The organism is Paraburkholderia sp. MM5384-R2 (assembly GCF_014201025.1).
In the GTDB taxonomy this organism is placed as follows: Bacteria; Pseudomonadota; Gammaproteobacteria; order Burkholderiales; family Burkholderiaceae; genus Paraburkholderia; species Paraburkholderia tuberum.
The window spans coordinates 109,561-135,981 of the sequence record NZ_JACHDI010000013.1 but is presented as its reverse complement, the minus strand read 5'-3'; the positions used below and the strand labels follow the sequence as shown (position 1 = coordinate 135,981).

General features: G+C 66.6%; 25 protein-coding genes. 19 read left to right on the top strand and 6 right to left on the bottom strand.

Annotated features, from left to right (window positions below; genetic code table 11):
- Window positions 1–15: 15 nt before the first annotated feature.
- Window positions 16–666, bottom strand: coding sequence for a UDP-N-acetylmuramate--alanine ligase (locus HDG37_RS21120; protein WP_090801898.1), 651 nt, complete (start codon window positions 664–666; stop codon window positions 16–18).
- Between the two features lie 188 nt (window positions 667–854).
- Between HDG37_RS21120 and mpl the strand changes: the two genes are divergently transcribed.
- The 16 genes from mpl (at window position 855) to pyrF (ending at window position 18,772) form a co-directional block, all read left to right on the top strand.
- Window positions 855–2,249 carry a UDP-N-acetylmuramate:L-alanyl-gamma-D-glutamyl-meso-diaminopimelate ligase gene (gene mpl, locus HDG37_RS21115; RefSeq protein ID WP_184050987.1) on the top strand — a complete coding sequence of 465 codons (1,395 nt, stop codon included), beginning with the start codon at window positions 855–857 and terminating at the stop codon, window positions 2,247–2,249.
- The gene (locus HDG37_RS21110) at window positions 2,246–2,860 is read left to right on the top strand and encodes a YqiA/YcfP family alpha/beta fold hydrolase (protein WP_184050985.1); all 615 of its coding nucleotides are present in this window, start codon (window positions 2,246–2,248) and stop codon (window positions 2,858–2,860) included. Before mpl ends, HDG37_RS21110 begins: the two co-directional genes overlap by 4 nt.
- Before the next feature lie 215 nt (window positions 2,861–3,075).
- On the top strand, window positions 3,076–5,232 hold the full coding sequence (locus tag HDG37_RS21105; RefSeq protein ID WP_184050983.1) for a ribonuclease catalytic domain-containing protein: 2,157 nt from the start codon (window positions 3,076–3,078) through the stop codon (window positions 5,230–5,232).
- Window positions 5,229–6,092 carry a shikimate dehydrogenase gene (gene aroE / locus HDG37_RS21100; protein WP_184050981.1) on the top strand — a complete coding sequence of 288 codons (864 nt, stop codon included), beginning with the start codon at window positions 5,229–5,231 and terminating at the stop codon, window positions 6,090–6,092. The genes HDG37_RS21105 and aroE overlap by 4 nt, the downstream gene beginning before the upstream one ends.
- A gap of 25 nt (window positions 6,093–6,117) precedes the next feature.
- Window positions 6,118–6,852 carry a monofunctional biosynthetic peptidoglycan transglycosylase gene (gene mtgA, locus HDG37_RS21095; protein ID WP_184050979.1) on the top strand — a complete coding sequence of 245 codons (735 nt, stop codon included), beginning with the start codon at window positions 6,118–6,120 and terminating at the stop codon, window positions 6,850–6,852.
- A 363-nt stretch (window positions 6,853–7,215) separates the two neighbouring features.
- The gene (locus HDG37_RS21090) at window positions 7,216–8,244 is read left to right on the top strand and encodes an IclR family transcriptional regulator (protein WP_184050977.1); all 1,029 of its coding nucleotides are present in this window, start codon (window positions 7,216–7,218) and stop codon (window positions 8,242–8,244) included.
- Window positions 8,241–9,356 carry a 2-dehydro-3-deoxygalactonokinase gene (locus tag HDG37_RS21085; protein ID WP_184050975.1) on the top strand — a complete coding sequence of 372 codons (1,116 nt, stop codon included), beginning with the start codon at window positions 8,241–8,243 and terminating at the stop codon, window positions 9,354–9,356. The genes HDG37_RS21090 and HDG37_RS21085 overlap by 4 nt, the downstream gene beginning before the upstream one ends.
- Window positions 9,357–9,401: 45 nt before the next feature.
- Window positions 9,402–10,082, top strand: coding sequence for a 2-dehydro-3-deoxy-6-phosphogalactonate aldolase (locus HDG37_RS21080; protein ID WP_184050973.1), 681 nt, complete (start codon window positions 9,402–9,404; stop codon window positions 10,080–10,082).
- Window positions 10,079–10,861 (top strand): SDR family oxidoreductase, encoded by a 783-nt coding sequence (locus HDG37_RS21075; protein WP_184050971.1) that lies wholly within the window; start codon window positions 10,079–10,081, stop codon window positions 10,859–10,861. Before HDG37_RS21080 ends, HDG37_RS21075 begins: the two co-directional genes overlap by 4 nt.
- 120 nt (window positions 10,862–10,981) lie before the next feature.
- Entirely contained in the window at window positions 10,982–11,980 is a 999-nt protein-coding gene (locus tag HDG37_RS21070) for an arabinose ABC transporter substrate-binding protein (protein WP_184050969.1), read from the top strand.
- Window positions 11,981–12,093: 113 nt separating this feature from the next.
- Complete coding sequence (gene araG, locus HDG37_RS21065) at window positions 12,094–13,650, top strand: L-arabinose ABC transporter ATP-binding protein AraG (protein WP_184050967.1); 1,557 nt, start codon at window positions 12,094–12,096, stop codon at window positions 13,648–13,650.
- Window positions 13,651–13,704: 54 nt separating this feature from the next.
- A complete protein-coding gene (araH, locus tag HDG37_RS21060; RefSeq protein WP_184050965.1) occupies window positions 13,705–14,721 on the top strand; it encodes an L-arabinose ABC transporter permease AraH in 1,017 nt (338 codons plus the stop codon).
- Window positions 14,722–14,772: 51 nt separating this feature from the next.
- Window positions 14,773–15,573: an SDR family NAD(P)-dependent oxidoreductase gene (locus HDG37_RS21055; protein WP_184050963.1), complete on the top strand. Its 801-nt coding sequence runs from the start codon at window positions 14,773–14,775 to the stop codon at window positions 15,571–15,573.
- On the top strand, window positions 15,570–16,511 hold the full coding sequence (locus HDG37_RS21050; RefSeq protein ID WP_184050961.1) for an SMP-30/gluconolactonase/LRE family protein: 942 nt from the start codon (window positions 15,570–15,572) through the stop codon (window positions 16,509–16,511). The genes HDG37_RS21055 and HDG37_RS21050 overlap by 4 nt, the downstream gene beginning before the upstream one ends.
- A gap of 220 nt (window positions 16,512–16,731) precedes the next feature.
- Window positions 16,732–17,790, top strand: a complete 1,059-nt coding sequence (locus tag HDG37_RS21045) for an aldose 1-epimerase (protein WP_184050959.1) — start codon at window positions 16,732–16,734, stop codon at window positions 17,788–17,790.
- A gap of 166 nt (window positions 17,791–17,956) precedes the next feature.
- Entirely contained in the window at window positions 17,957–18,772 is an 816-nt protein-coding gene (gene pyrF, locus HDG37_RS21040; protein ID WP_184050957.1) for an orotidine-5'-phosphate decarboxylase, read from the top strand.
- 111 nt (window positions 18,773–18,883) lie between these two features.
- Here the strand turns inward: pyrF and HDG37_RS21035 are convergent, their stop codons facing one another.
- The 4 genes from HDG37_RS21035 to thiL form a co-directional block, all read right to left on the bottom strand.
- Window positions 18,884–19,414 carry a cupin domain-containing protein gene (locus HDG37_RS21035; RefSeq protein WP_184050955.1) on the bottom strand — a complete coding sequence of 177 codons (531 nt, stop codon included), beginning with the start codon at window positions 19,412–19,414 and terminating at the stop codon, window positions 18,884–18,886.
- A gap of 32 nt (window positions 19,415–19,446) precedes the next feature.
- Entirely contained in the window at window positions 19,447–19,947 is a 501-nt protein-coding gene (locus HDG37_RS21030) for a CinA family protein (RefSeq protein ID WP_184022908.1), read from the bottom strand.
- A gap of 109 nt (window positions 19,948–20,056) precedes the next feature.
- Entirely contained in the window at window positions 20,057–20,632 is a 576-nt protein-coding gene (locus tag HDG37_RS21025) for a phosphatidylglycerophosphatase A (protein ID WP_184050953.1), read from the bottom strand.
- Entirely contained in the window at window positions 20,622–21,623 is a 1,002-nt protein-coding gene (gene thiL / locus HDG37_RS21020) for a thiamine-phosphate kinase (protein ID WP_184050951.1), read from the bottom strand. The genes HDG37_RS21025 and thiL overlap by 11 nt, the downstream gene beginning before the upstream one ends.
- A gap of 178 nt (window positions 21,624–21,801) precedes the next feature.
- Here thiL and HDG37_RS21015 point away from each other — a divergent pair, with 178 nt between their 5' ends.
- The 3 genes from HDG37_RS21015 (at window position 21,802) to HDG37_RS21005 (ending at window position 25,550) form a co-directional block, all read left to right on the top strand.
- The gene (locus HDG37_RS21015) at window positions 21,802–24,141 is read left to right on the top strand and encodes an NADP-dependent malic enzyme (protein ID WP_184050949.1); all 2,340 of its coding nucleotides are present in this window, start codon (window positions 21,802–21,804) and stop codon (window positions 24,139–24,141) included.
- Window positions 24,142–24,559: 418 nt separating this feature from the next.
- Complete coding sequence (locus HDG37_RS21010) at window positions 24,560–24,973, top strand: ribonuclease (protein WP_090801868.1); 414 nt, start codon at window positions 24,560–24,562, stop codon at window positions 24,971–24,973.
- A 16-nt stretch (window positions 24,974–24,989) separates the two neighbouring features.
- Window positions 24,990–25,550: a barstar family protein gene (locus HDG37_RS21005; RefSeq protein ID WP_184050947.1), complete on the top strand. Its 561-nt coding sequence runs from the start codon at window positions 24,990–24,992 to the stop codon at window positions 25,548–25,550.
- A 129-nt stretch (window positions 25,551–25,679) separates the two neighbouring features.
- On the opposite strand, the gene HDG37_RS21000 is transcribed toward HDG37_RS21005, so the two are convergent.
- Entirely contained in the window at window positions 25,680–26,420 is a 741-nt protein-coding gene (locus HDG37_RS21000; protein ID WP_184050945.1) for a 16S rRNA (uracil(1498)-N(3))-methyltransferase, read from the bottom strand.
- Window position 26,421: the final 1 nt, after the last annotated feature.

Sequence of the window (26,421 nt, the reverse complement as noted above, 5' to 3'; positions counted from 1 at the left end):
CTCCGTTCTGTCTGATCAATTGGTGAAGGACGGCACTTCGTCGCCGTCGAGCAGCGCCTGCACCGCCGGCAAATTGGCCCGCGCCGTGCGGCCGCGCGCGTCGGCGCGTACCGCGCCACGCAGGTCGTCGGTTTCGTACAGCGCGACGTGGATGCCGACCGGCTCGGCGTTGCGCTCGCCCGCGGGGCGCCACAGAAAGCTCAGCGTCTCCACGTAGCCGCGGCCCGCGAAGTGGCGCGTTTCCGACACGTCGTACTGGATGTTTGCATTGAGCATGTAGATCGCGACTTCCTTCGGGTTGTCGCAAAACACCTGCAGATGCACATCCGAATGCTCGCCGGCCGTACCGCCGAGCACCGCGCCCGTCAGATACGGATTGAACGGCGCGAGCCGCTCCATCCAGTCGACCGCGATCATGCGCAGGCGCCGCAGCAGCGCCGGCTGGCTGTCGCTCTGGAACAGCGACTGATATTCGCGGATTTCTTCTTCGATCTGATCGTTGTCCGGCAGCCATTCGCCGGCAACGCGAGTCTCGCCGACGACCTGCCGGGCCGCCTTGCGCTTCGCGCTGGCGTAATCCAGGCCGTCTTCGGCAATCAGGCGTGCCGCCGCGATTGCGATTTCCTCGCGCACGCGCTGCGGATCGAAATGTGATTTGCGGACCATCCTCGCATGATACTCGATCGAGCCTGCGACGCGGTTCGGCGGCCCGCACGGAGCGGCGCCGGGCGTGGCCGGCAGGGGGCAGCGCGCGTCGCGTCGGTTACAATAGGCGTCCTTTGCAGACGGACGTTCCGACCGTCCTGTGGCTCTCTCATCCCTCGCAAGAAATGCCCCCGCGGCACGACAGGCTTATGCATATCCACATCCTCGGCATCTGCGGCACCTTCATGGGCGGTCTCGCGGTGCTCGCGCGCAATGCGGGCCACACGGTGACCGGCTGCGACGCCGGCGTCTATCCGCCGATGAGCACGCAGCTCGAGGCGCAAGGCATCGGTCTGATCGAGGGTTATGACGCGGACCAACTGAACGGCCTGAACGCGGATCTATTCGTGATCGGCAACGTGGTCACGCGCGGCAACCCGCTGATGGAAGCGATTCTGGACCGCGGCCTGCCGTACGTGTCCGGTCCGCAGTGGCTCGGCGAGCACGTGCTGAACGGCAAATGGGTGCTGGCCGTGGCCGGCACGCACGGCAAGACCACCACGAGCTCGATGCTGACCTGGCTGCTCGAAGACGCGGGCCTGAACCCCGGCTTCCTGATCGGCGGTGTGCCGCTCAATTTCGGCGTGTCGGCGCGGCTCACCGATTCGAGCTTCTTCGTGATCGAAGCTGACGAATACGACACCGCATTCTTCGACAAACGCTCGAAGTTCGTCCATTACCGCCCGAAAACGGCGGTGCTGAACAATCTCGAATTCGATCACGCCGACATCTTCCCTGATCTCGCCGCGATCGAAACGCAGTTCCATCATCTGATCCGCACGGTGCCACGCCTCGGCCGCGTCGTCACGAACGGCCGCGAGGACGCGCTCGAGCGCGTACTGACGCGCGGCTGCTGGAGCGAGGTCGAGCGCTTCGGCGTCCAGGGCGGCTGGGAGATCCAGGCGGCGGAGCAGGGCGTGCCCGTCGACGAACGCTTCGCCGTCTATCACAACGGCGAGCGCGTCGGCGTGGTCGACTGGCAGGTGCAGGGCGAGCATAACCGCCTGAACGCGCTCGCCGCGATCGCCGCCGCGCGCCATGTCGGCGTGCCGCCCGCGCAGGCCGCGAAGTCGCTGTCCGGCTTTCGCAACGTGAAGCGCCGCATGGAAGTGCGTGGCAGCGTCGAGGGTGTGACCGTGTACGACGACTTCGCGCATCACCCCACCGCGATCGAGACGACGGTGGCCGGCCTGCGCGCGCGGGTCGGCCGCGACAACACGCGAATCCTTGCGGTGCTGGAACCACGCTCGAACACGATGAAGCTCGGCATGATGAAAGCGCAACTGCCGGCGAGCCTCGCCGACGCCGATCTCGTATTCGGCTACGGCGCGCCGGGCGGGCGCGACGCGCTCGGCTGGAACCTCGGCGAAGCGCTCGCGCCGCTCGACGGCAAGGCGCAGGCGTTCGACAACCTCGACGCGCTCGTGAAGGCGGTGGTCCACGCGGCGCGCCCCGGCGACCAGATTCTGGTGATGAGCAACGGCGGCTTCGGCGGCGTGCATCAGAAACTGCTCGACGGTCTTTCGACGCGAGGCGCGTCGTGATTCTGTATCTGCACGGTTTCCGTTCGTCGCCGAATTCGTTCAAGGCGCGCCTGCTCGCGGCGCGTCTCGCCGAGCTGGGTCGCGCCGACGAGTGGTGCTGCCCGATGCTGCCGGTGTCGCCGTTCGAGACCGTGGCGCTCGCCGAATCGCTGGTCGCCGAGGCACGCGCCAAGGGCGATGCGCGGCAGGTGACCGTGATCGGCAGTTCGCTCGGCGGCTACTTCGCCACCCATCTGGCCGAGAAACACGGCTGGCCGGCCGTGCTGCTGAACCCGGCGGTCGTGCCGCAGCGCGACCTGAGCGCCTATCTCGGCGAGCAGCCGTTGTGGCACGGTGGCGGCAGCATCGTCGTCGAGCCGCATCATCTGGATGAATTGCGCGCGCTCGGCGTGGCGTCGATCACGCAGCCCGAACGCTATTATTTGATGGCAGCCACCGGCGACGAAGTGCTCGACTACCGCGAAATGCTCGCGCACTATCCGGGCGCGCGCACCACGCTGATCGAGGGCAGCGACCACGCGATCAGCGAGTTTGCGCAGTATCTCGGCGACGTGCTGGCCTTTTGCGACGCCGAACATGTCGAGCCGCCGGCGCCGCGCGCGGCGGCCTGACGGCACGCAAGGGCGGTGGCATCGAACCCTGCCAGGACGTCAGTCAGAAAGACCCACCGACCGCCACCGCTGGTCGCAAGATTCAACCCGCTGGCACGCGCAGTGCGCGCCGCGGATTCACTATCACGAACAGGTTGCCGTGCCGCGCATGCAGTGATCGATCGCCGCAAGGCGTCGGGCGCGACGGCAGATGCAAGTCAGAACGAGAGTATTGAGTGAACGTTTTCTTCGAGGAATCGGGCAGTTTCAAGGCCGGCAGCGTGCTGTCGCGCCAGGGCGACGCGTTTCAGGTCGAGTTGCCGGGCGGGCGGCGCGCGAAGGTGCGCGCGAAGGATGTGCTGATCGAATTCGAGAAGCCCACCGCGGCCGAACTGATGCAGCAGGCCGACGCGTTGGCGCAAGAGATCGATCTGGACTTCCTGTGGGAATGCGCGCCGGACGATGAATTCCCGTTCGCGACGCTGGGCGCCGAGTACTTCGGCGCGAACTTCGGCGCGATCGAGCGCGCGGCGCTGGTGCTGCGCATGCACGGCTCGCCGGTGTACTTCCGCCGCAAGGGCCGCGGCATGTACCAGCGCGCGCCGCAGGAGCAACTGAAGATGGCGCTCGCGGGCCTCGAGCGCAAGCGTCAGCAGGCGCTCGTGCAGGCGCAGTACGAGGAAGAGCTGAAGGCAGGCCGTCTGCCTGAAGCGTTCGCGGGCGGCAAGGGGCTCGCGCTCCTGACGAAGCCCGACAAGAACACGATCGAGTACAAGGCGCTCGAGGGCGCCGCGGCCGCGCGCGGCATCTCGCAGGCGCGGCTGATGCTCGAATGCGGCGCGATCGCGTCGCCGCGCGCGCTGCACGAAGCGAAGTTCCTGTCCGAGTTCTTCCCGCACGGCACCGGCTTCCCGTCCGTCGCGGCCGCGAACGTGCCCGACGATCTGCCGCAGGCGGACGTCGAGGCGTTCTCGATCGACGACATCACCACGACCGAAATCGACGACGCGTTCTCGGTCGAGCATCTGGGCGACGGCCGTGTGCGCATCGGCGTGCACATCGCCGCGCCGGCGCTCGGCATCCAGCGTGGCGACGACGTCGATGCGATTGCGCGCGCGCGTCTGTCGACGGTCTACATGCCCGGCGACAAGATCACGATGCTGCCCGACAGCGTCGTCGACACCTTCACGCTTGCCGAGGGTGGGTATCGGCCGGCGCTGTCGCTGTACGTGATCGTCAATCGCGAGACGCAGGAGATCGTCGCGAGCGAAACGCGCGCCGAGCGCGTGTTCGTGAAGAACAATCTGCGCCACAACACGCTCGACGAAATCGTCACCGAGAAGGCGCTCGCCGAGGGCACCGGCGAGTATCCCCACAAGGACGATATCGCCGTGCTGTGGCCGTTCGCGCAAGCGCTGTTCGAAAAGCGCCAGACCGCGCGCGCCGGCTACGGCCTGCGCCGCGAAGTGCAGCGCAATACCGACTTCAATTTCTACGTCGACGGCGAGCACGTCACGATTACGCCGCGCCGGCGCGGCTCGCCGCTCGACACGATCGTCGCCGAGCTGGCGATTCTCGCGAACTCGTCGTGGGGCGGGTTCCTGCACGATCACGGCGTGCCGGGCATCTATCGCACGCAGCGCGCGTTCGGCGTGCCGAGCGGCCCGAAGCGCACGCGCATGCAGACCAATGCCGCGCCGCACGAAGGGCTCGGCGTCACGCAGTACGCGTGGAGCACGTCGCCGCTGCGCCGCTACGTCGACCTCGTGAATCAGTGGCAGCTGATCGCGTGCGTGCAGCATGGCGTGACCGCCAAGCTCGCCGCGCCGTTCAAGCCGAAGGACGCCGATCTGTTCGCGGTCGTGCAAGGCTTCGACGACACCTACACCGCGTACGCCGACCATCAGCGTCGCATGGAGTACTTCTGGTGTCTGCGCTGGCTCACGCAGGAAAACCGCAAGCAGGTGGTCGCGTCGGTCGTGAAGGGCGATCTCGTGCGTCTCGAGGAAATTCCGCTGCTGTTGCACGTGCCGGGCCTCGGCGTGCATGCGCGCGGCACGCGTTTGCAAATGGAAGTCATGTCGATCGATGAACTGACGATCGAAGCGTCGGTGCGTCTGTTGCACGTGCTCGATGCACCGACCGTGACGAGCGGCGCCGAAGCCGAAGAAGGCGAGGACGAGAGCGAGGAAGCGTTGCTCGACGCATCCGACGACAGCGCCGAAAGCGAAGCCGAAGCGGAAGCGGAAGCCGAAGCCGACGGCGGCAATCCCAACGACAACCCCAGCGCAGACGAATCCGCGGCGACCGGCGACGGCAACGACGCCGCGAACAACGCCGACAACGCCGACAACGCCGACAACGACCAACACATCACGGAGCCGGGACGATGAGCGGCAACCCAACGCGCGAGCGCTACGCGGTCATCGGCAACCCCGTCGGGCATAGCAAGTCGCCGTTCATCCACGGCCGCTTCGCCGCGCAAACCGGCGAGCCGGTCGAGTACGGTCATCTGCTCGCGCCGCTCGACGCGTTCGTGCCGCACGTGTGCGCGTTCATCGAAGCGGGCGGACGCGGCCTGAACGTGACGGTGCCGTTCAAGCTCGACGCGCATGCATTCGCGAATACGCTGTCGCCGCGCGCGGCGGCGGCCGGCGCGGTGAACACGCTGCGGGTCGACGCCGACGGCATCTACGGCGACAACACTGATGGCTTCGGCCTCGTGCGCGACATCGAGGTGAATCTCGGCGTGTCGCTGAAGGGCGCGCGCATCCTGCTGCTCGGCGCGGGCGGGGCCGCGCGCGGTGTCGTGCTGCCGATGCTCGAGCGCGCACCGCATACGCTGACGATCGTCAATCGCACGGCGCAGAAGGCCGAAGCGCTGGTCGACCAGTTCGCGCAGGCTGCCAGCGGCGCGCACTGCCGTCTGACCGGCGGCAGCGCCCGCGCGATCGAAGCGGGCCAGTACGACGTGATCGTCAACGCGACCGCGGGCAGCCTCGATGCGTCGCTGCCCGAGTGCGACGATCGCGCGTTCGGCAACGGCACGCTCGCCTACGACATGATGTACGGCGCGCATCCGACCATCTTCATGCAGCACGCGGCGAAACTCGGCGCGCGCGGCGCCGACGGACTCGGCATGCTGGTCGAGCAGGCCGCCGAATCGTTCCATGTGTGGCGCGGCGTGCGTCCGGACAGTGCGCCGGTGCTCGCCGAATTGCGCGCGCTGCTGACGGCGCCGTCGCCCGCGTGACGTCGGCACGCGGATAGCACGCACCATGACAGCGACGCGGCGCGCCAGCGGTTCGCGCGGCCAGTCCGGCCCGCTGCGCTGGCTCGCCTGGTTGACCGCGGTCGTGGCCATCGCCTGGCTCGCGACGCAGGCGTACTACTTCGCGCAGATCGCAATCTGGAACGTCGTCAATCCGCGCTCGACTGCGTTCATGCGCTCGGACGCATGGCGTCTGTCGCAGGACCGGCCGGATCTGTCGGTGCAGCGAACGTGGGTGCCGTACGATCAGATTTCGCGCAACCTGAAGCGCGCGATCATCGCGTCCGAAGACGCGAACTTCGTCAACAACAAAGGCTACGAAACCGACGCGATCCTGCAGGCGTGGGAGCGCAACAAGGCGCAGGGCCGGATCGTGCGCGGCGGCTCGACGATCTCGCAGCAGCTTGCGCGCAACCTGTTTCTGTCGCGCGAGAAAAGCTATATCCGCAAAGGCCAGGAGCTGATCATCACGTGGATGCTCGAAACGCTGATGGACAAGCAGCGCATCTTCGAGATCTATTTGAACTCGGTCGAATGGGGCAGCGGCGTGTACGGCGCCGAGGCGGCCGCGCAATACTACTTCAAGACCTCGGCGAGCAAGCTCACGGCCGCGCAGTCGGCGCGGCTCGCGGTGATGCTGCCACGCCCCAGGTATTTCGATGAACACAGGAATTCGGCGTATCTCTCGCAACGCGCGCGCGTGATTGCGCGGCGGATGGGCGCGGCTGAATTGCCGGATTGAAAGAGCCCTCGATCCCGTTGTCCTGCTTCGAAGCCCGCCTCGCGCGGGCTTTTTTGCGTCAGCAGACCGCGACCGCGACAGTTCGCTAAACACTCGATCGCCCACTAAAATCTCACTATATGGACTCAACATTCACATATTGGTGATTCTCAAAAGTCGCCCTACAATCCAAGCCAACATGCATCGCGAGTCGGCGCCTCAGCGCGCCGAAACAGCGAACAGCGACAGAAAAAAACCGGAGACGAGACCGACCATGTCTGGCAGCCAACCACAGCAGCCGCGCGAGCGCGGCGCCGCACCCGTTCCCGCCCTGTTCTCCGGCCCCGCGCGCTAAGCGCAGAAACCATCCGAAGGCGAATCGCCATGAACAAAGCGATGCCCACTCCCGCCGCCAGCGCGGCCGAGGCCGCGCAGGGCTCGAACGGCGGGCCGAACAGCGCCGCGAATCCGGCGCTGAATTCCGCGCCGCGCGAGGCTTCAGCCGTCACCGCCAATGTCGCCGCCAGTGCGTCCGCTACCGCGAGGGCGTCGCGCCCGGTGGCGCGCGCGGCGACCGTCGACGGTCTCGGGCTGCCGGTCACGCTGCTGGAAATCACGCCGCAGCAGGCCGGCACGCAGACGCTGTTGCGCGGCCTTGCGATTCTCGAGGCGGCCGCGGCCGGTGTGCGCGATCTGCGCAGCTTCGGCGCCGCGCTCGGCACGACCCGCAGCACCACGCACCGGCTCGTCAGCAGCCTCGTGCAGGCGCGCTATCTGCGCCAGGTGCAGGGCGGCTATCTGCTCGGGCCGAAGCTGATCGAGCTCGGCACGATCGCGCTCGAACAGATGCCGCTGACGGCCGTCGCGCGTGCGCACCTCGAGTCGCTGGCCGAGCAGACGCGCGACACGATCCACCTCGGCGTGCGCGACGGCGACGACGTGCTGTACATCGACAAGATCCCCGGCACGCGCGGCCTCGAAATGCGCTCGCGGGTCGGCCATCGGATGCCGCTCGCGTCGACCGGCATCGGCAAGGCGATGATGCTCGACCTCGCGCCGGACGCATGGCAGTCGCTGTTCGACGCGTCGCGCCGCGCGCTCGCAGGCGTCAGCTTCAAGCCGGACAACCGCCCCGATGCGCCGACCTTCCTGCAGCGCATGACGAACTACGCGGCCGGCGGCTACACGTTCGATCTCGAAGAGAACGAAGCGGCGATCCGTTGCGTCGCGGCGCCGGTGCGCGATGCGTCGGGCGCGATCGTCGCGGCGTTGTCGGTGGCCAGCACGATTTCCTATATGCCGCTCGAACGTATGGACGAGCTGATTCCGGTCGTGCAGCGCGAGGCGCGCGCGATTTCGGAAGAACTCGGTTGGCGCGCACCGCGACCGGCCACGCGCAGGATCAAGCGATGAAACAAGCGGGCACCGCCACGCCGGCGAACCACCGGGCGCCCGCCGCGCCCACCTCGGGCGTGAAGCCGGACGCGACCGCCGCCGCCGATACCGCCGCCGTCGATTTCACGCACGCCGCGCTGATCGCGCTCGACTGGGGCACGACGTCGCTGCGCGCCTATCTGTTCGACGCGCACGGTCGCGTGCTGGCGACGCGCGCATCGACGGCCGGCATCATGAATCTGCCGCGTAGCGCGGCCGAGGGCGGCTTCGACGCCGCGTTCGACGACGCCTGCGGCGCATGGCTCGACCATGCGCGCGGCGTGCCGGTGATCGCGGCGGGGATGGTCGGCAGCGCGCAGGGCTGGCTCGAAGCGCCGTATGTCGAGACACCCGCGAACGCCGATGCGCTGGTGGCCGGTGTCGTCCGCGTGCAGACCGCGCGCGGTGCGACGCTGCATATCGTGCCGGGCGTGCTGCAACGCGGTGAACTGCCGAACGTGATGCGCGGCGAGGAGACGCAAATTTTCGGCGCGCTCAGCGCGGACGCGGACGGCGCGCACGACGCGAACTCGGTCGACAGCAACGCCCGCTCGCTGATCGGCCTGCCCGGCACGCACGCGAAATGGGCGGTCGTGCAGGCGGAGCGCATCGAGCGTTTTCATACGTTCATGACCGGCGAGGTGTTCGCCGCGCTGCGCGAGCACACGATTCTCGGCCGCACGATGATCACGCCCGATCGCCCGGATACCGAAGCATTTCTGCGCGGCGTGAACATCGCGCGCGCGAAGGGCCAGGCAGGCGTGCTCGCGACCGTGTTCAGCACGCGCACGCTCGGCTTGACCGGCGCGCTGTCGAGCGAGGCACAGCCGGACTATCTGTCGGGCCTGCTGATCGGGCACGAACTCGCCGGCCTCGAAGCGGTACTCGCGCAGCAAGGCAGCTCGCTCGCGCAGCAGAGTCTGCGGCTGATCGGCAACGAAGCGCTGTGCGAGCGCTACCGCCTCGCGCTCGCGCAATTCGGCTGTCTGCGCGCGGAGCCGGTCAGGCATGCAACCGAACGCGGCCTGTGGCGCGTCGCCGTCGAAGCGGGGCTGGTCCGGCCGTCCGCCCAGGCGGCGCGCGCAGGCTGACCGGCGGCAGAGCCCTTTACGACGCTCACGAAACAAGGAACCGACATGCAACCACACATCAATCTGCCCGCACCGTACATGCCGCACGCGGGTCTGATCGCCGCGTTCGAAGCCTGTCCGCTGATCGCGATCCTGCGCGGCGTCACGCCCGCCGACGCGGCCGATCACGGTCAGGCCCTGTACGAAGCCGGTTTTCGCATCGTCGAAGTACCGCTCAATTCGCCGCAGCCGTTCGACAGCATCTCGGCGATCCGCAAGGTGCTGCCGGCCGACGCGATCGTCGGCGCGGGCACGGTGCTGCATCCGCAGTTCGTGGACGACGTGAAGGCCGCGGGCGGCGAACTCATCGTGATGCCGCACAGCGATCCGGAAGTCGTGATCGCCGCGAAGGCGCGGGGCCTCGCCTGCGCGCCCGGCGTCGCGACGCCGACCGAGGCGTTCATCGCGCTGAAGAACGGCGCGGACGTGCTGAAGATGTTCCCCGCCGAGCAGCTCGGCTGCCAGGTCGTCAAGGCATGGCGCGCGGTGATCGCCGCGCAGGTGCCGCTCGTGCCGGTCGGCGGCGTCACGCCGGACAACATGGGGCCGTTCCTGAGCGCCGGCGCGAACGGTTTCGGCCTCGGCTCGGCGCTGTACAAGCCGGGCCAGAGCGCGGCGGTGACTGCGTCGCATGCGAAGGCGTTCATCAACGGTTTGCGGATCGCCCGCGCGGGCGTGAAGAAATGAACCGGCTCGCCGGCAAAGCCGCTCTCGTGACGGGCGCCGGACGAGGCATAGGCGCGGCGATCGCGCTGGCGTTCGCGCGCGAGGGCGCGGCGGTCGTGCTGGCGGAACTCGACCTCGACCTGGCGCAGCGTACGGCCGCGCAGATCGAGGCAGACGTTGGCGCCGGCGCGCGCGTGCTCGCGGTGCAGACCGACGTGACGCAACCGGCGTCGGTGCGGCACGCGGTCAGCGAAGGCGAACGCGCGTTCGGCGCGCTCGACATCCTCGTCAACAACGCGGGCATCAACGTGTTCTGCGATCCGCTGACGATGACCGACGCCGACTGGCGGCGCTGCTTCGCGGTCGATCTCGACGGCGTGTGGAACGGCTGTCGCGCGGTGCTGCCGAGCATGGTCGAGCGTGGCGCGGGCAGCATCGTGAACATCGCGTCGACGCACGCGTTCAAGATCATTCCGGGCTGCTTTCCGTACCCGGTCGCGAAGCACGGCGTGATTGGCCTCACGCGCGCGCTCGGCATCGAGTACGCGCCGCGCAACGTGCGCGTGAACGCGATCGCGCCGGGCTACATCGAGACGCAGCTGACGCACGACTGGTGGAACGAGCAGTCCGATCCGGCTGCCGCGCAGCAGGCGACACTCGATCTGCAGCCGATGAAGCGCATCGGCCGCCCGGAGGAGGTGGCGATGACCGCGGTGTTCCTCGCGTCGGACGAAGCGCCGTTCATCAACGCGAGTTGCATCACCGTCGATGGCGGGCGCTCGGTGCTTTACCACGACTGAATTTGCGTCGCCAAAAGACGCACAGAACACCGGACGACGCGCTGGCCGCGTGTGTCAGACCGGTACAAGAAGACGCGGCCGATTACCTTCTCGTTATCAATTAGTCAGGAGACACGCATTATGAAACGCAGAATTTTCCTCACGCTGGCAGCGGCGGCGGCGGGTGTGCTCTTCAACGCACCGGTCGTTCAGGCCGCCGATTCGGTCAAGATCGGCTTCCTCGTGAAGCAGCCGGAAGAGCCGTGGTTCCAGGACGAATGGAAGTTCGCCGAGATGGCCGCCAAGCAGAAGGGCTTCACGCTCGTGAAGATCGGCGCGCCGTCGGGCGAGAAGGTGATGAGCGCAATCGATAACCTCGCCGCGCAAAAGGCGCAGGGCTTCGTGATCTGCACACCCGACGTCAAGCTCGGGCCGGGCATCGTCGCGAAGGCGAAGGCCGACGGCCTGAAGATGATGACGGTCGACGACCGCCTCGTCGACGGCGCGGGCAAGCCGATCGAAGCGGTGCCGCACATGGGCATCTCGGCGTATAACATCGGCAAGCAGGTCGGCGACGGCATCGCGGCTGAAATCAAGAAACGCGGCTGGGACATGAAGGACGTCGGCGCGATCGACGTGACCTACGAGCAGTTGCCGACCGCGCATGACCGCACCACCGGCGCGACCGACGCGCTGGTCGCCGCGGGCTTCCCGAAAGCGAACATCGTCACCGCGCCGCAGGCGAAGACCGACACGGAAAACGCGTTCAACGCCGCCAACATCGCGCTGACGAAGAACCCGCAGTTCAAGCACTGGGTCGCTTACGCGCTGAACGACGAAGGCGTGCTCGGCGCGGTGCGCGCGGCGGAAGGCCGTGGCTTCAAGGCCGACAACATGATCGGCATCGGCATCGGCGGTTCGGAGTCCGCGATGAACGAGTTCAAGAAGCCGCAGCCGACGGGCTTCTACGGCACCGTGATCATCAGCCCGAAGCGTCACGGCGAGGAAACCTCGGAACTGATGTACGCGTGGATCACGCAGGGCAAGGAGCCGCCGCTGCTGACGCTGACGACCGGCATGCTGGCGACGCGCGACAACGTCGGCGAAGTGCGCGAGAAGATGGGCCTCGCGTCGAAGTAATCGCAAGACTTGCGGTGGTATGAAGTACACCGCCGGCGCGTCGCTTTCCCTGCCTGGCGCAGGAGACGGCGCGCCGGCGGCGAGAGAAGATCTGCGGTAGACAAGGAGGCGAAGTGTCAGCGACGCTACGTTTTGACAATATCGGCAAGGTTTTTCCAGGCGTGCGTGCGCTCGACGGTGTGTCCTTCGACGTCAACGTCGGCCAGGTGCACGGCCTGATGGGCGAAAACGGCGCGGGAAAATCGACGCTGCTGAAAATTCTCGGCGGCGAGTATCAGCCCGATTCGGGCCGCATGATGATCGACGGCAACGAGGTGCGCTTTCCGAGCGCGGCCGCGTCGATCGGTGCCGGCATCGCGGTGATTCACCAGGAACTGCAGTACGTGCCCGACCTCACGGTCGCGGAAAATCTGCTGCTCGGCCAGCTGCCCAATGCGCTCGGCTGGGTCAACAAGCGCGAGGCGAAGCGCTTCGTGCGCGAGCGGCTCGAAGCGATGGGCGTCGCGCTCGATCCGAACGCGAAGCTGCGCAAGCTGTCGATCGCGCAGCGGCAGATGGTCGAAATCTGCAAGGCGCTGATGCGCAACGCGGGCGTGATCGCGCTCGACGAGCCGACCAGCTCGCTGTCGCACCGCGAGACCGAGGTGCTGTTCAAGCTGGTGCGCGATCTGCGCGCCGACAACCGCGCGATGATCTACATCTCGCACCGCATGGACGAGATCTACGAGCTGTGCGACGCGTGCACGATCTTCCGCGACGGCCGCAAGGTCGCGTCGCATCCGACGCTCGAAGGCGTGTCGCGCGACACGATCGTCAGCGAGATGGTCGGGCGCGAAATTTCGGACATCTATAGCTATTCGGCGCGGCCGCTCGGCGAAGTGCGTTTCGCGGCGAAGGCGATCGAAGGTCATCCGCTCGCGCAGCCGGCGAGCTTCGAGGTGCGGCGCGGCGAGATCGTCGGCTTCTTCGGACTCGTCGGCGCGGGCCGCAGCGAGCTGATGCATCTGGTGTACGGCGCCGAGCATCGCAAGGGCGGCGAACTCATGCTCGACGGCAAGCCGATCAAGGTGCGCAGCGCGGGCGAGGCCATTAAACACGGCATCGTGCTGTGCCCCGAGGATCGCAAGGAAGAGGGCATCGTCGCGATGGCGAGCGTCGCGGAGAACATCAACATCAGCTGCCGCCGTCACTATTTGCGCGCGGGCGTGTTTCTCGATCGCAAGAAGGAGGCGCAGACGGCCGACCGTTTCATCAAGCTGCTGAAGATCAAGACGCCGCATCGCCGGCAGAAGATCCGCTTCCTGTCGGGCGGCAACCAGCAGAAGGCGATTCTGTCGCGCTGGCTCGCCGAGCCCGATCTGAAAGTCGTGATTCTCGACGAACCGACACGCGGCATCGACGTCGGCGCGAAACACGAGATCTATAACGTGATCTATCAGCTCGCGGAGCGCGGCTGCGCGATCGTGATGATTTCGTCGGAATTGCCGGAAGTGCTCGGCGTGTCCGACCGGATCGTCGTGATGCGCCAGGGCCGCATTTCCGGCGAGCTCGCGCGCAAGGACGCGACCGAGCAGTCGGTGCTGAGCCTTGCGCTGCCGCAAAGCTCGACCGCTCTGCCTGAAAACGCGAACGCCAACGCCGCCAACCGGAGCGCGTCGCGCGCGGCCTGAACCTTATCCGGACGTGAGTCCGCAACCCGTGGGGAACGGGGAGGAGTATTGAACATGCAAGTCAGAGAAAACCTCGCGCAGCAGGGCGCCAAGAGCGCGGCCGACGCGCTGATTCCGCAGACGGGCGACAAGGCCAAATGGTGGCAGCAGATCACCGAATACAGCCTGATCGTGATCTTCATCCTGATGTTCGTCACGATGTCGCTGACCGTCGATCATTTCTTCTCGATCGAGAACATGCTCGGCCTCGCGCTGTCGATCTCGCAGATCGGCATGGTCGCGTGCACGATGATGTTCTGTCTCGCGTCGCGCGACTTCGACCTGTCGGTCGGCTCGACCGTCGCGTTCGCCGGCGTGCTGTGCGCGATGGTGCTCAACGCGACCAACAGCACGGTCATCGCGATCATCGCGGCGGTCGCGGCGGGCGCGATGATCGGCTTCGTCAACGGCGCGGTGATCGCTTATCTGCGCATCAACGCGCTGATCACGACGCTCGCGACGATGGAAATCGTCCGTGGCCTCGGCTTCATCGTGTCGCATGGGCAGGCGGTCGGCGTGTCGTCGGATACGTTCATCGCGCTCGGCGGCCTGACGTTCTTCGGCGTGTCGCTGCCGATCTGGGTCACGCTGATCTGCTTCATCGTGTTCGGCGTGATGCTGAACCAGACCGTGTACGGCCGCAATACGCTGGCGATCGGCGGTAATCCGGAAGCGTCGCGGCTCGCCGGTATCAACGTGGAGCGCACGCGCGTCTACATCTTTCTGATCCAGGGCGCCGTCACCGCGCTTGCCGGCGTGATTCTCGCGTCGCGTATCACGTCGGGTCAGCCGAACGCCGCCGAAGGCTTCGAGCTGAACGTGATCTCCGCGTGCGTGCTCGGCGGCGTGTCGCTGTTGGGCGGCCGCGCGACCATCTCCGGCGTCGTGATCGGCGTGCTGATCATGGGTACGGTCGAGAACGTGATGAACCTGCTGAACATCGACGCGTTCTATCAGTACCTGGTGCGCGGCGCGATCCTGCTCGCGGCCGTGTTGCTCGACCAGTTGAAGAACCGCGGCTCGCGCGATTGAGTCGCTTTCACCCCATCCCAAGCACATCCAAGCTCATAAAGGAATCGAACGATGTCGTCTCCGGCCAATGCAAACGCCAGCCTCGCTGACACCGCGTACGCGCGCTATCCGAGCCTCGTCGACCGTACGGTGCTGATCACGGGCGGCGCGACCGGCATCGGCGCATCGTTCGTCGAGCACTTCGCGGCGCAGGGCGCGCGCGTCGCGTTCTTCGATATCGACGCGAGCGCGGGCGAAGCGCTCGCCGACCAGCTCGGCGATTCGAAGCACAAGCCGCTGTTTCTGGCCTGCGATCTGACCGACGTCGACGCGCTGCAAAAAGCGATCGCCGACGTGAAGGCCGCGCTGGGTCCGATCCAGGTGCTCATCAACAACGCGGCGAACGACAAGCGCCATCAGATCGGCGACGTGACGCGCGAGTCGTTCGACGCGGGCATCGCCGTGAACATTCGCCATCAGTTCTTCGCGGCGCAGGCCGTGATGGAGGACATGAAGGCCGCGCGTAGCGGCTCGATCATCAACCTCGGCTCGATCAGCTGGATGCTGAAGAACGGCGGCTATCCGGTGTACGTGATGTCGAAGTCGGCGGTGCAGGGGTTGACGCGCGGGCTCGCGCGCGACCTCGGCCACTTCGATATCCGCGTCAACACGCTGGTGCCGGGCTGGGTGATGACCGACAAGCAGCTGCGCCTGTGGCTCGACGACAACGGCCGCCGCCAGATCAAGGAAGGCCAGTGCATCGACGCCGAGCTGATGCCGGCCGACCTCGCGCGCATGGCGCTGTTCCTCGCCGCCGACGACAGCCGCATGATCACCGCGCAGGACATCGTCGTCGACGGAGGCTGGGCGTGAGCGCCAGCCCGCGCGTGGAGCGGGCCACGCTGCTGCTCGACGCGCAATGCGAGCTCGGCGAAGGCGCGACCTGGTGCGCGAGGAGCGCCCGCTTCTACTGGACCGACATCGAAGGCGCGCGGCTGTGGCGCTACGATCCGGCCGACGGCCGCAGCGATTCGTTCGACATGCCCGAGCGGCTCGCCACCTTCGCACTGTGCGAAAACCCGCGCTACGTGCTGCTCGGGCTCGCATCGCACCTCGCGTTTTTCGATCTGCAGACAGGCAGCATACAGCGCATCGTCGACGTCGAGCCCGGCATGAATACACGCGTCAACGACGGCCGCTGCGATCGGCAAGGGCGCTTCGTGTTCGGCACCAAGGACGAAAGCGGGCAACGGCAGACGGTCGCCGGTTTTTATCGGTTGCATCACGATCTGTCGCTCGAACGTTTACCGTTGCCAGCGCCGGCGATTTCGAACAGCATCGCATTCAGTCCCGACGGCGCGACGATGTACTACTGCGATTCGCCGACGCGTGAAATCCGCGCGTGCGACTATCGCGCGGACGGCGGCATCGCGAACGATCGCCTGTTCACTCGCCTGACCGATGCGAACGGCATCCCCGACGGCTCGACCGTCGACAGCGACGGCGGCCTGTGGAACGCGCAATGGGGCGGCGCGCGCGTGGTGCGTTACGGTCCCGATGGCGTGGAAACCGAGCGCATCGACGTGCCCACCACGCAGCCGAGCTGCGTCGCGATCGGCGGTGCCGCGCTCGGCCAGGCCAGGGGCAGCGCCCAGGGCGAGACGGCGCTCGACACGCTGTACATCACGAGCGCCTACGCCGAGCTCGATGCGACGGCGCGCGCGGCCGACACGCTCGCGGGCGACCTGTTCGTCGCGACGCTCGCGCGGCGCGGTGTTGCGGAGCCGCTGTTCCAGGGCGCGCCTATCTAGCGCAGAATGACGCAGCCCCGGCCGCACGCCGGGGCCGCGATCCTGAAAGTGAAGCAGAAGTCGATGTGGCAGTTTCGGTCCGCGAGCAATATGCCCGCGACCGGCCGGCAACGAATCGGCAGCATGCAGTTCGGACTCGAGGCGAATTGGTCACAAAAAATCGCCCGCCACTCCCGTCAACCCTGACGGCAACGTCCCACGCCTCTCGATGGAGCCAGATATGACTGTTGCGAATCTCGTTTCAGCCTCATCCCCAACCTCTCAAACGCGACGCTCGCGACTCGCCGCGGCCGCCAATCCCGTGCTGGCGGGCCCGAGCACGTCGGCGGTGGCCCTCGGCGAAGGCAGCGCCGGCGATGTCGCGTGCATCACGCTCGCCAACTCGCAGTTGCGTCTCGATGTCGCGCCGACGCTCGGCGGCGGCGTGACCCGCTTCGACTGGCGCGACGACGGCGCGCTGACGCCGATCTTCCGGCGCTGCAGTCACGTCGGTGTCGATACGCAACCGAACCAACTGGCCTGCTATCCGCTCTTGCCGTACTCGAACCGCATCGGCGGCGGCCATTTCAGCGTGGCCGGGCGGCGCGTCGAGGTGCCGCGCAACCGCGCCGACGAGCCGCTGCCGATTCACGGCGACGGCTGGCTCGCGCAATGGCAGGTGCTCGACGCGGGCCGCGAGCACGTGCGTCTCGCGCTCGACCGCAGCGACGGCAAGCCGTACGCGTTCCGCGCGACACAAACCTATACGCTGGACGGCCCGACGCTGGTCGTCTCGCTCAAGATCGAAAACGCTGGCCGCGAGACGCTGCCGTTCGGGCTCGGCGTGCATCCGTTCTTCGTGCGCGACGCGGACACCGAGCTGTCGGCGGCGGCCGGCGGCCTGTGGCTCTCGGGCGACGACTGGCTGCCGGTGCGCCACGTGCCGGCGCCCCCCGCGTGGCAGTTCGGCGTCGCGTATCCGCTGCCGGAGACGATCGTCAATCACGCGTTCACCGGCTGGAGCGGCCAGGCGGCAGTGGTGTGGCCGAAGCGCCGTCTGTCGCTGAACATCGCCGCCGACACCGACTATTACGTGCTGTACACGCCGCCCGGCGAAGACTTCTTCTGCTTCGAACCGGTCGATCATCCGATCAATGCAATGAACCTGGCGGGCGGCGCGAGCGAAAACGGCATGACGCTGCTCAAGCGCGGCGAGCGGTTGACGCGCACGTTCCGCTTCACGGTCGAGCGGACTGGACTGCGCTCGATGCCGGGCGGGCGTGGCGCGCGGCGCAGGTAGTAGCCGTAGCCGCCGGGCCGCCGGCCGGCGAGCGTCCGAACGGGCGCCTGGCGCTGCTTTCGCCAATGAGGCGCGGGCCGTGCGGTAACCGCCATCGACGGTTGGCGTTCGTGGGACAGGTAAAATACGCGCCTCCTCCGATTACCGGCTCGCCGCGAGACTCACCATGTCCAATTTCATCCAGACACTCAACGACGCCTGGCAGCGCACGAACTCGCTGCTGTGCGTTGGCCTCGATCCCGAGCCCAGCAAATTCCCGGGTGCGCTCGCGGGCCGCGCCGACGCGATCTTCGAGTTCTGCCGCACGATCGTCGATGCGACCGCGCCGTACGCGTCGTCGTTCAAGCCGCAGATCGCCTACTTCGCCGCGCATCGCGCAGAAGAGCAGCTCGAGCAGCTGATCGCCCACATTCACGCGAACCATCCGGGCCTGCCGGTGATTCTCGACGCCAAGCGCGGCGATATCGGCAGCACGGCCGAGCAATACGCACGCGAGGCCTTCGAGCGCTACCAGGCCGACGCGGTGACGGTCAATCCGTACATGGGTTTCGATTCGATCGAGCCGTATCTCGAGCACGCAGGCAAGGGCGTGATCGTGCTGTGTCGCACGTCGAACGCGGGTGGCTCGGATCTGCAGTTTCTCGAGACAAGCGGTCGGCCGTTGTATCAGGTCGTCGCGCAACTGGCCGCGCAGAAGTGGAATGCGAGCGGCCGGCTTGGGCTCGTGGTCGGCGCGACGTTTCCGAAGGAAATCGAAGTGGTGCGGGGGATCGTCGGCGACATGCCGTTGCTGATTCCGGGCATCGGCGCGCAAGGCGGCGACGTGCAGGCCACCGTGAGCGCCGGCCGGACCGCGAACGGCACCGGCATGCTGATCAACTCTTCGCGCGCGATCATCTACGCGGGCAGGGGCGACGATTTCGCGCAAGCGGCCGCGCAGGCCGCGAAGGACACGCGCGACCGGATCAACGCGTTTCGTTGAACCGACGGGCGATCCCGCGGCGGGCGATCCCGCGACGGGCGATCCCGCGGCGGGCGATCCCGCGGCGGGCGATCCCGCGGCGGGCGATCCCGCGACGGCCGGCGCGGCGCGTCAGCGCGCCGGTGCGAGCCGCCCGATCAACCCCGCATGCCGCGGATGCCGCGCCTTCAGCGCGTCCACCTCCGCGAGTTCGAACTCGCTGAATTCGAAACCCGGCGCGACCGTGCAGCCGACCAGCGCGAACGATGCCGGATCGGCGCACTCGGCCGCGAACCACAAGCCGGCCGGCACGACGGCCTGACAGACCGTATCGGGATGCGTGAGCGGATTGCCGAGCCGGTGCGTGACGAGCGCACCGCCGGCATCGTTTTCATCGAGCACGCGGACCAGCAGCGGCTCGCCGGCATAGAAATGCCAGACTTCGTCGGAACGGATCCGATGCCAAGCCGAATGCGCGCCGTCGCACAGCAAGTAATGGATCGCAGTCGACGCCGCACGGGCGTTCCCAACCTCGCTCGGTTCGCCGGCGCGCAGAACATGCGCGGCCGAGCGGTAGGTCTCCGCAAAAAAGCCGCCTTCAGGATGGGGCTTCAGATCGAAGCGGCGGATCAGTTCGTCTGCGATCGCGCGCGAATCCTGCATTGTCGGCCTCCTCGGTGATAGTTAGCCGCCGCTCAATGCTCGCGTTCGTCGAGTAGCGCCAGCAGGCCGCGCAGCGCGTGCGCCGCGGCCTGCACGCGGATCTGGTCGCGGTCGCCCTTGAAAATCTTCGTTTCCACCGACGTGTGCAGCCGGTTGCTCCAACTGAACGACACCATGCCGACCGGCTTGGTTTCCGTGCCGCCGCCGGGGCCGGCGACGCCGGTGATCGACAGCGACACCTGCGCTCGGCTGTTGCGCAGCGCGCCTTCGGCCATCGCTCGTGCGACCGGCTCGCTGACCGCGCCGTGCTTTTCGATCAGGTCGGCCGGCACACCGATCATTTCGCTTTTCGCCTGGTTCGAATACGTGACGAAGCCGCGTTCGAACCAGCCGCTGCTGCCGGAGATGTCGGTGATCGCGGTCGCGACCATGCCGCCCGTGCAGGACTCGGCGGTCACGAGCATCAGGCGCTCGTCGCGCAGACGGTTGCTCACGCGGATCGCAAGCTGGTGAACGACGGAATCGGTAGGCATGGCGTCAGTCAATCCGGAAAACGAAGCCGGCCGGGCGGCGCGGCGAACGGCAGGGGCCGGGCGGTGACCAAAAGAGTCGAACGGTACTCGAACGGTGAACAGGCAGCGCTCAAACCGACATCCGCCACAGCGCAATCACCAGCAACGTAAAAAATGCGGCGATCAGGTCATCGAACATGATGCCAAAGCCACCTTTCAGCCGGCGGTCGAAGTAGCCGATCGGCGGCGGCTTCACCATGTCGAAGAAGCGGAAGATCAGGAACGCCCACACCTGGCCGGTGAGCGTGGCAGGCGTGACCATCAGCAGCACGAGCCAGATCGCGACGATTTCGTCCCACACGACCGCCGACGGATCCTCGACGCCGAGCCGCTTCGCGGTAAAGCCGCACAACGCGATGCCGCCGAGAAAGCCGACGCCGATCAGCACGCCCCATTCAATAACTGTCAGATAACGACTCAGCACTGCGAACGAGGCCCACCCGAGCAGCGTGCCGATCGTGCCCGGTGCGACGGGCGACAGCCCGCTGCCGAAGCCGAGCGACAGAAGGTGGACTGGATGCGACAGCATGAAGCGCGCGGTCGCGCGGCGCGGCTGAGCAGGCTTCGGCGCGCGCGGTCCGGGCGCCTGGGGCGGCTCGCCGCCGAGGAAGTCGTCGGCGGGGCCGAGCGTGGGGTCATTCTGCATGAAAGTGATCGAAACCTTGCAAGGTCAGAGTGAGCGGCGCGCCGCTGGCGTTGCGCCACGCGATGGCCGGGCGGTCGGTGGCCGCCTCCAGTGCGCTTATTGTACCGATGCGGGTGACCGGCACGGCGGCCTTCTGCGCGGCGGCCTCGACCGCGGCGCGCGCGGCGGCGGGCGCGGTGAAGCACAGCTCGTAGTCGTCGCCGCCGGCGAGCGTGCAGCGCTGCTGGACGTCGGGCGGCAGGCGGCGTAGCGCGGCCGAGCGCGGCACCGCATCGACGTCGACGCTCGCGCCCACCGACGAGCGTTCGAGGATGTGCCGCAGATCGCCCGCGAGTCCGTCCGACAGGTCGAGCGCCGCGTGTGCGATGCCGCGCAGCGCGAGGCCGAGCGCGATGCGCGGCTCGGGGCGTTCGAGCGCCCGGCGGAACGTCGCGGCGTCATTCGGGGTGGCGGACCATTCGCCGCGCTGCGCGCCGAGGCCGGCGCGCGCGTCGCCGAGAGTGCCGGAAATCCAGATGTCGTCGCCGGGTTGCGCGGCATCGCGGCGCAAGGCTGTTCGTGGCGGCACGCTGCCGAATACCGTAATGCACAGATTGAGCGGCCCGCCCGTCGTATCGCCGCCGATCAGCTCGCAACCGTAGCGCTCGGCGAGCGCGAACAGGCCTTCGCTGAAACCGGAAAGCCAGGCTTCGTCGGCTTTCGGCAGCGAGAAGGCCAGCGTGAACGCCCGCGGCTGCGCGCCCATTGCGGCGAGGTCAGACAGATTGACGGCAAGCGCCTTGTGACCGAGCGCTTCGGGATCGATATCGGCGAGGAAATGACGGCCTTCGACCAGCATGTCCGTCGATATCGCCAGCATTTCGCCGGCAGGCGGCGCCAGCAACGCGCAATCGTCGCCGATGCCGAGCGTGCCGCCTTCGGCATTGGCGGGCCGCACGGCGGCGGCGCGGCGGGCAAAGAAACGATCGATCAGCGAAAACTCGGAAAGCATGATGGCGGACGGTGAGCGGAGAACGATTGGAGAAATAGCGCGGATCAGGGTGATTGAGCGTGATGCCCCGTCGCAAGCGCCGGACCATCCGGACAACGGGCAACGCGCGCTTTCACGCTGTTTCAGTCGCGGCTGTTGTACCCGTATTGAAGGAATTGCGTAGGCAATTGGGGCTACAATGCCGTCGAACGTCTATTCTAATCTGCCCTCCGAAGCCCGCCTTATGTCGAATCCCGTCAATACCAAACTCCGCGAAGCAGCTCTCGATTACCACGAGTTCCCGACTCCCGGCAAAATCGCGATCGCCCCGACCAAGCAGATGATCAACCAGCGCGACCTCGCGCTGGCGTATTCGCCTGGCGTCGCGTTCGCGTGCGAGGAAATCGTCGAGAGCCCGCTGAACGCCGCGCGCTTCACCGCGCGCAGCAACCTCGTTGGCGTCGTCACGAACGGGACCGCGGTGCTGGGCCTCGGCAACATCGGGCCGCTCGCGTCGAAGCCGGTCATGGAAGGCAAGGCCGTCCTGTTCAAGAAGTTCGCCGGCATCGACGTGTTCGATATCGAGATCAACGAGAACGATCCGCACAAGCTGGTCGAGGTGATCGCCGCGCTCGAGCCGACCTTCGGCGGCATCAACCTCGAAGACATCAAGGCGCCGGACTGCTTCATCGTCGAGCGCGAATGCCGCAAGCGCATGAAGATTCCGGTCTTCCACGACGACCAGCACGGCACCGCGATCGTCGTCGCGGCGGCGGTCACCAACGGCCTGAAGGTCGTCGGCAAGGACATCAAGGAAGTCAAGCTGGTCGCCTCGGGCGCGGGCGCGGCGGCGCTCGCGTGTCTGGACCTGCTGGTCGACATCGGCCTGTCGCTCGAAAACATCACCGTGACCGACCTCGCGGGCGTCGTGTACAAGGGCCGCACCGAACTGATGGACCCGGACAAGGAGCGTTTCGCGCGTGAAACCGACGCGCGCTCGCTTGCCGAAGTGATCGAAGGCGCGGACGTGTTCCTCGGGTTGTCGGCCGGCGGCGTGCTCAAGCAGGACATGGTCAAGCAGATGGCCGCCAGGCCGCTGATCCTGGCGCTTGCGAACCCGACGCCGGAAATCCTGCCGGAACTCGCGCTCGAAGTGCGTCCGGACGCGGTGCTGTGCACGGGCCGCACCGACTACCCGAACCAGGTCAACAACGTGCTCGTGTTCCCGTTTCTGTTCCGCGGCGCGCTCGACGCCGGCGCGACGACGGTCACGCGCGAAATGGAAATCGCCGCCGTCAACGCGATCGCCGAGCTGGCGCGCCAGGAGCAGAGCGACATCGTCGCGACCGCGTACGGCATCCAGGACCTATCGTTCGGACCGGAATACCTGATTCCGAAACCCTTCGATCCGCGTCTGATCGTGAAGGTCGCGCCCGCGGTGGCGAAGGCCGCGATGGAATGCGGTGTTGCCGAGCGTCCAATCGAGGACATGGACGCATACGCGCAGCATCTGCAGCAGTTCGTTTATCACAGCGGCACGACGATGAAGCCGATCTTCCAGCTCGCGCGCAGCGTCGAGCCGGAGAAGAAGCGCATCGTGTTCGCGGAAGGCGAAGAAGAGCGTGTGCTGCGCGCGATGCAGATCATCGTCGACGAAAAGCTCGCAAAGCCGATCCTGATCGGCCGGCCGGCCGTGATCGAGCAGCGGATCGCGCGTTATGGCCTGCGGCTCGTCGCGGGGCAGGACTACACGGTCGTCAACACCGATCATGACGAACGTTACCGCGAGTTCTGGCAGGAATACGCGAAGATGATGTCGCGCAAGGGCATCACCACGCAGATGGCCAAGCTCGAGATGCGCCGCCGCACCACGCTGATTGGCTCGATGATGGTCAAGAAGGGCGAGGCGGACGGCATGATCTGCGGTACGGTCAGCACCACACACCGCCACCTGCACTTCATCGATCAGGTGATCGGCAAGAAGCCCGGCGCGAAAGTCTATGCGGCGATGAACGCGCTGGTGCTGCCGAATCGGCAGATTTTCCTCGTCGATACGCACGTGAACGTCGATCCGACACCGGCCGAGCTGGCTGAGATCACGATCATGGCAGCCGAGGAAGTGCGCCGTTTCGGCATCGAGCCGAAGGTTGCACTCGTGTCGCACTCGAACTTCGGTTCGAGCAACGCGCCGACGGCGCAGAAGATGCGCGATACGCTCGAGATCCTGCGCGAACGCGTGCCGCAGCTGCAAGTTGACGGCGAAATGCACGGTGACGTCGCGCTCGACGCCAACCTGCGCCGCGAGGTATTGCCCGATTCGACGCTCGAAGGCGACGCGAACCTGCTGGTGCTGCCGAACATCGACGCGGCCAACATCTCGTACAACCTGCTGAAGACGGCGGCCGGCAACAACATTGCGATTGGCCCAATTCTGCTCGGCGCGGCCAAGCCGGTGCACGTGCTGACGCCGTCGGCGACGGTGCGCCGGATCGTCAACATGGCGGCGCTGCTGGTCGCGGACGTCAGCGCAACCCGCTAACTGCGCATCGTGATCGGGCCGCGAGAGGCCCGGCGCCGGTTTTCCAACCGGCGTACCTGAAAAAAAAGGCGTGCCCGCAATGGGCACGCCCTCAGGGCAAGCTGGGATCGCCACCCCGAAAATGGCAATGACACAGCCTTTCGGCTGAGTGGTTACAGGCTCCAACAACCGCAATCGAACGCCTCGGCCAGCGGCCGCTTGCACCGCCCGCACTGCATTCGATCACGATTGAGCTCAGTTTAGCCCGATCGAGCTAAACATTCTGTCAAAAGTCGTCAAAGTCCGCGCCACCGGCTTTTCCGCGGGGTGAGGCGGGGTGCCATCGGCCGTCGAACGTTGATTCCAAAGGCTATTAGCGATACCCTTACGACTTTCATGGTCGTCAAACTCGTGATCTGACAGCGGGGAAACCTGATACATGGCACGCAACTGGTTGCGCATGAAAGGCGTGCTGATCGGTGCCGCCGCACTCTGCGCGTTGTCCAGTTCCGCGCCCGAAGCGCTGGCGCGAGATTACTCGGCGCCAACTGGGGTGGAAGCGCAGGTGGGCACCATCGCGTTGGCGCAATTGCCGCGCGAGGCGGTCGATACGTTGAACCTCATTGCCGCCGGCGGGCCTTACCCGTATCAGAAGGACGGCATCGTATTCGGCAACTACGAACGGGTGCTGCCCGCCCACCGGCGCGGCTATTACCACGAATACACCGTCCCCACGCCTCACGCGCGTAATCGCGGGGCGCGCCGCATCGTCTGCGGAGGTCCGCTACAGCGGACCGACAATTGTTATTACTCGGACGACCATTACACCAGTTTTAACCATATTGTTGAATGACATTGGGATGAACGGCATGAGCGACAACATCTACGCGCACGATTCCGGAGTCGCGACGGATCTTTTCGCGGCCGGCGACGGCAATTTGTTCCAACGCGTCATGAAGATGCGCGCCGACGAGCAGGGTCGCGACAATCAAAGCGAGGCTGCCACGGTGGTTTCATCGAACGAGGAGCCCATGAGCCTTTTCAGGACGGTGCGGCCGAACATCGTGCAGTCGATCCGCGCGTTCCGCGTGCAGGATCTCGCCGACGAGGCCAACCTGCTCGGCCAGCACTTTCTGTATGCATACTGCGCGAACGCCGCCTCGAAGCAGGAAGTGCTCGAGACGATCGCGACGTCGTTCCTGTTTCCCAAGCATTTCGGCAAGAACTACGACGCGCTCTACGACTGCCTGACCGACCTCGTGCACAAGGCCGGCGCGCAGCCCGGCTTCGTGATCGTGCTCGAACACCTGCCGATCGCGCAGAAATTCGACAAGGAAGGGCGCGAGACGCTGCTCGACGTGTTCCGTGAAGCGGCCGAATTCTGGGCCGAGCGCAAGGTCGCGTTCCGGGTGTTCTACTCGTTCGCTTGAAGTTCGCCGGATTTTCGCCTGTTCAGGCGTAGCTGCTTGAGTCTGACAGTGAACGTCGCGGTATAAACGGCAAAGGCCCGCTAATTGGCGGGCCTTTGCTTTTGTCGCGCTGCTTGGGCAAGCACCCGCTCACCAGCCGCCCCAGCGCGCCGCGAGCCCCGCCAACACTGCGATTCCGGCGGTCTCTGTACGCAGCACACGCGGTCCCAAGCCAATCGCGGTAAAGCCCTGTTCGCCGGCGGCAGCTTCCTCGTCGGCGCAAAGGCCGCCTTCGGGGCCGATCAGCAGCGTCACGCCGCCAGGCGGCGGCGCGTCAGGCAGCGCCGCAAAGCCGATGCTCGCGCGCGGCGATAACAGCAGGCGCAGCTCGTCAGGCGCCGGCTCGCGCGACAGCGTATCGAGCCACGCGCCAATCTCGCACACCGGCATCACGTCCGGAACCCGATTACGTCCGCACTGTTCGCACGACGCCCGCACCACACCCTGCCAGTGCTGCTGCCGCCGCTGCGCGCGCTCGCCGGTAAGCCGCACGATGCTGCGCGCGGTCGCGAGCGGCACGAAGCCCGAGGCGCCGAGTTCGACCGCCTTCTCGATCAGCCAGTCCATCTTGTCGCCGCCGGCGATGCCTTGGGCGAGCGTCAGCCGATACGGCGGCTCGACCTCGATCGCGCGAAATTCGCCGATTTTCACGCGAGCCGCACGACGCTCGACCTCGACGAGTTCGGCGGCGTATTCGCCGCCCTGGCCGTTGAACAACGCCAGGGAATCGCCTGGCTGCAGACGCAGCACGGCCACGTGGCGCACGACGTCGTCGGGCAGTGCGATCACGTCGTCGGCGTAAAGCGGCATATCAACAAAAAAACGGGGCATC

Excerpts from the sequence above, each read along its gene's own strand:
- HDG37_RS21120 (WP_090801898.1), bottom strand. The coding sequence starts at position 666 with ATGGTCCGCAAATCACATTTCGATCCGCAGCGCGTGCGCGAGGAAATC.
- mpl (WP_184050987.1), top strand. The coding sequence starts at position 855 with ATGCATATCCACATCCTCGGCATCTGCGGCACCTTCATGGGCGGTCTC.
- aroE (WP_184050981.1), top strand. The coding sequence starts at position 5,229 with ATGAGCGGCAACCCAACGCGCGAGCGCTACGCGGTCATCGGCAACCCC.
- mtgA (WP_184050979.1), top strand. The coding sequence starts at position 6,118 with ATGACAGCGACGCGGCGCGCCAGCGGTTCGCGCGGCCAGTCCGGCCCG.
- HDG37_RS21090 (WP_184050977.1), top strand. The coding sequence starts at position 7,216 with ATGAACAAAGCGATGCCCACTCCCGCCGCCAGCGCGGCCGAGGCCGCG.
- HDG37_RS21085 (WP_184050975.1), top strand. The coding sequence starts at position 8,241 with ATGAAACAAGCGGGCACCGCCACGCCGGCGAACCACCGGGCGCCCGCC.
- HDG37_RS21080 (WP_184050973.1), top strand. The coding sequence starts at position 9,402 with ATGCAACCACACATCAATCTGCCCGCACCGTACATGCCGCACGCGGGT.
- HDG37_RS21075 (WP_184050971.1), top strand. The coding sequence starts at position 10,079 with ATGAACCGGCTCGCCGGCAAAGCCGCTCTCGTGACGGGCGCCGGACGA.
- HDG37_RS21070 (WP_184050969.1), top strand. The coding sequence starts at position 10,982 with ATGAAACGCAGAATTTTCCTCACGCTGGCAGCGGCGGCGGCGGGTGTG.
- araH (WP_184050965.1), top strand. The coding sequence starts at position 13,705 with ATGCAAGTCAGAGAAAACCTCGCGCAGCAGGGCGCCAAGAGCGCGGCC.
- HDG37_RS21055 (WP_184050963.1), top strand. The coding sequence starts at position 14,773 with ATGTCGTCTCCGGCCAATGCAAACGCCAGCCTCGCTGACACCGCGTAC.
- HDG37_RS21045 (WP_184050959.1), top strand. The coding sequence starts at position 16,732 with ATGACTGTTGCGAATCTCGTTTCAGCCTCATCCCCAACCTCTCAAACG.
- pyrF (WP_184050957.1), top strand. The coding sequence starts at position 17,957 with ATGTCCAATTTCATCCAGACACTCAACGACGCCTGGCAGCGCACGAAC.
- HDG37_RS21035 (WP_184050955.1), bottom strand. The coding sequence starts at position 19,414 with ATGCAGGATTCGCGCGCGATCGCAGACGAACTGATCCGCCGCTTCGAT.
- HDG37_RS21030 (WP_184022908.1), bottom strand. The coding sequence starts at position 19,947 with ATGCCTACCGATTCCGTCGTTCACCAGCTTGCGATCCGCGTGAGCAAC.
- HDG37_RS21025 (WP_184050953.1), bottom strand. The coding sequence starts at position 20,632 with ATGCAGAATGACCCCACGCTCGGCCCCGCCGACGACTTCCTCGGCGGC.
- thiL (WP_184050951.1), bottom strand. The coding sequence starts at position 21,623 with ATGCTTTCCGAGTTTTCGCTGATCGATCGTTTCTTTGCCCGCCGCGCC.
- HDG37_RS21015 (WP_184050949.1), top strand. The coding sequence starts at position 21,802 with ATGCCGTCGAACGTCTATTCTAATCTGCCCTCCGAAGCCCGCCTTATG.
- HDG37_RS21010 (WP_090801868.1), top strand. The coding sequence starts at position 24,560 with ATGGCACGCAACTGGTTGCGCATGAAAGGCGTGCTGATCGGTGCCGCC.
- HDG37_RS21005 (WP_184050947.1), top strand. The coding sequence starts at position 24,990 with ATGAGCGACAACATCTACGCGCACGATTCCGGAGTCGCGACGGATCTT.
- HDG37_RS21000 (WP_184050945.1), bottom strand. The coding sequence starts at position 26,420 with ATGCCCCGTTTTTTTGTTGATATGCCGCTTTACGCCGACGACGTGATC.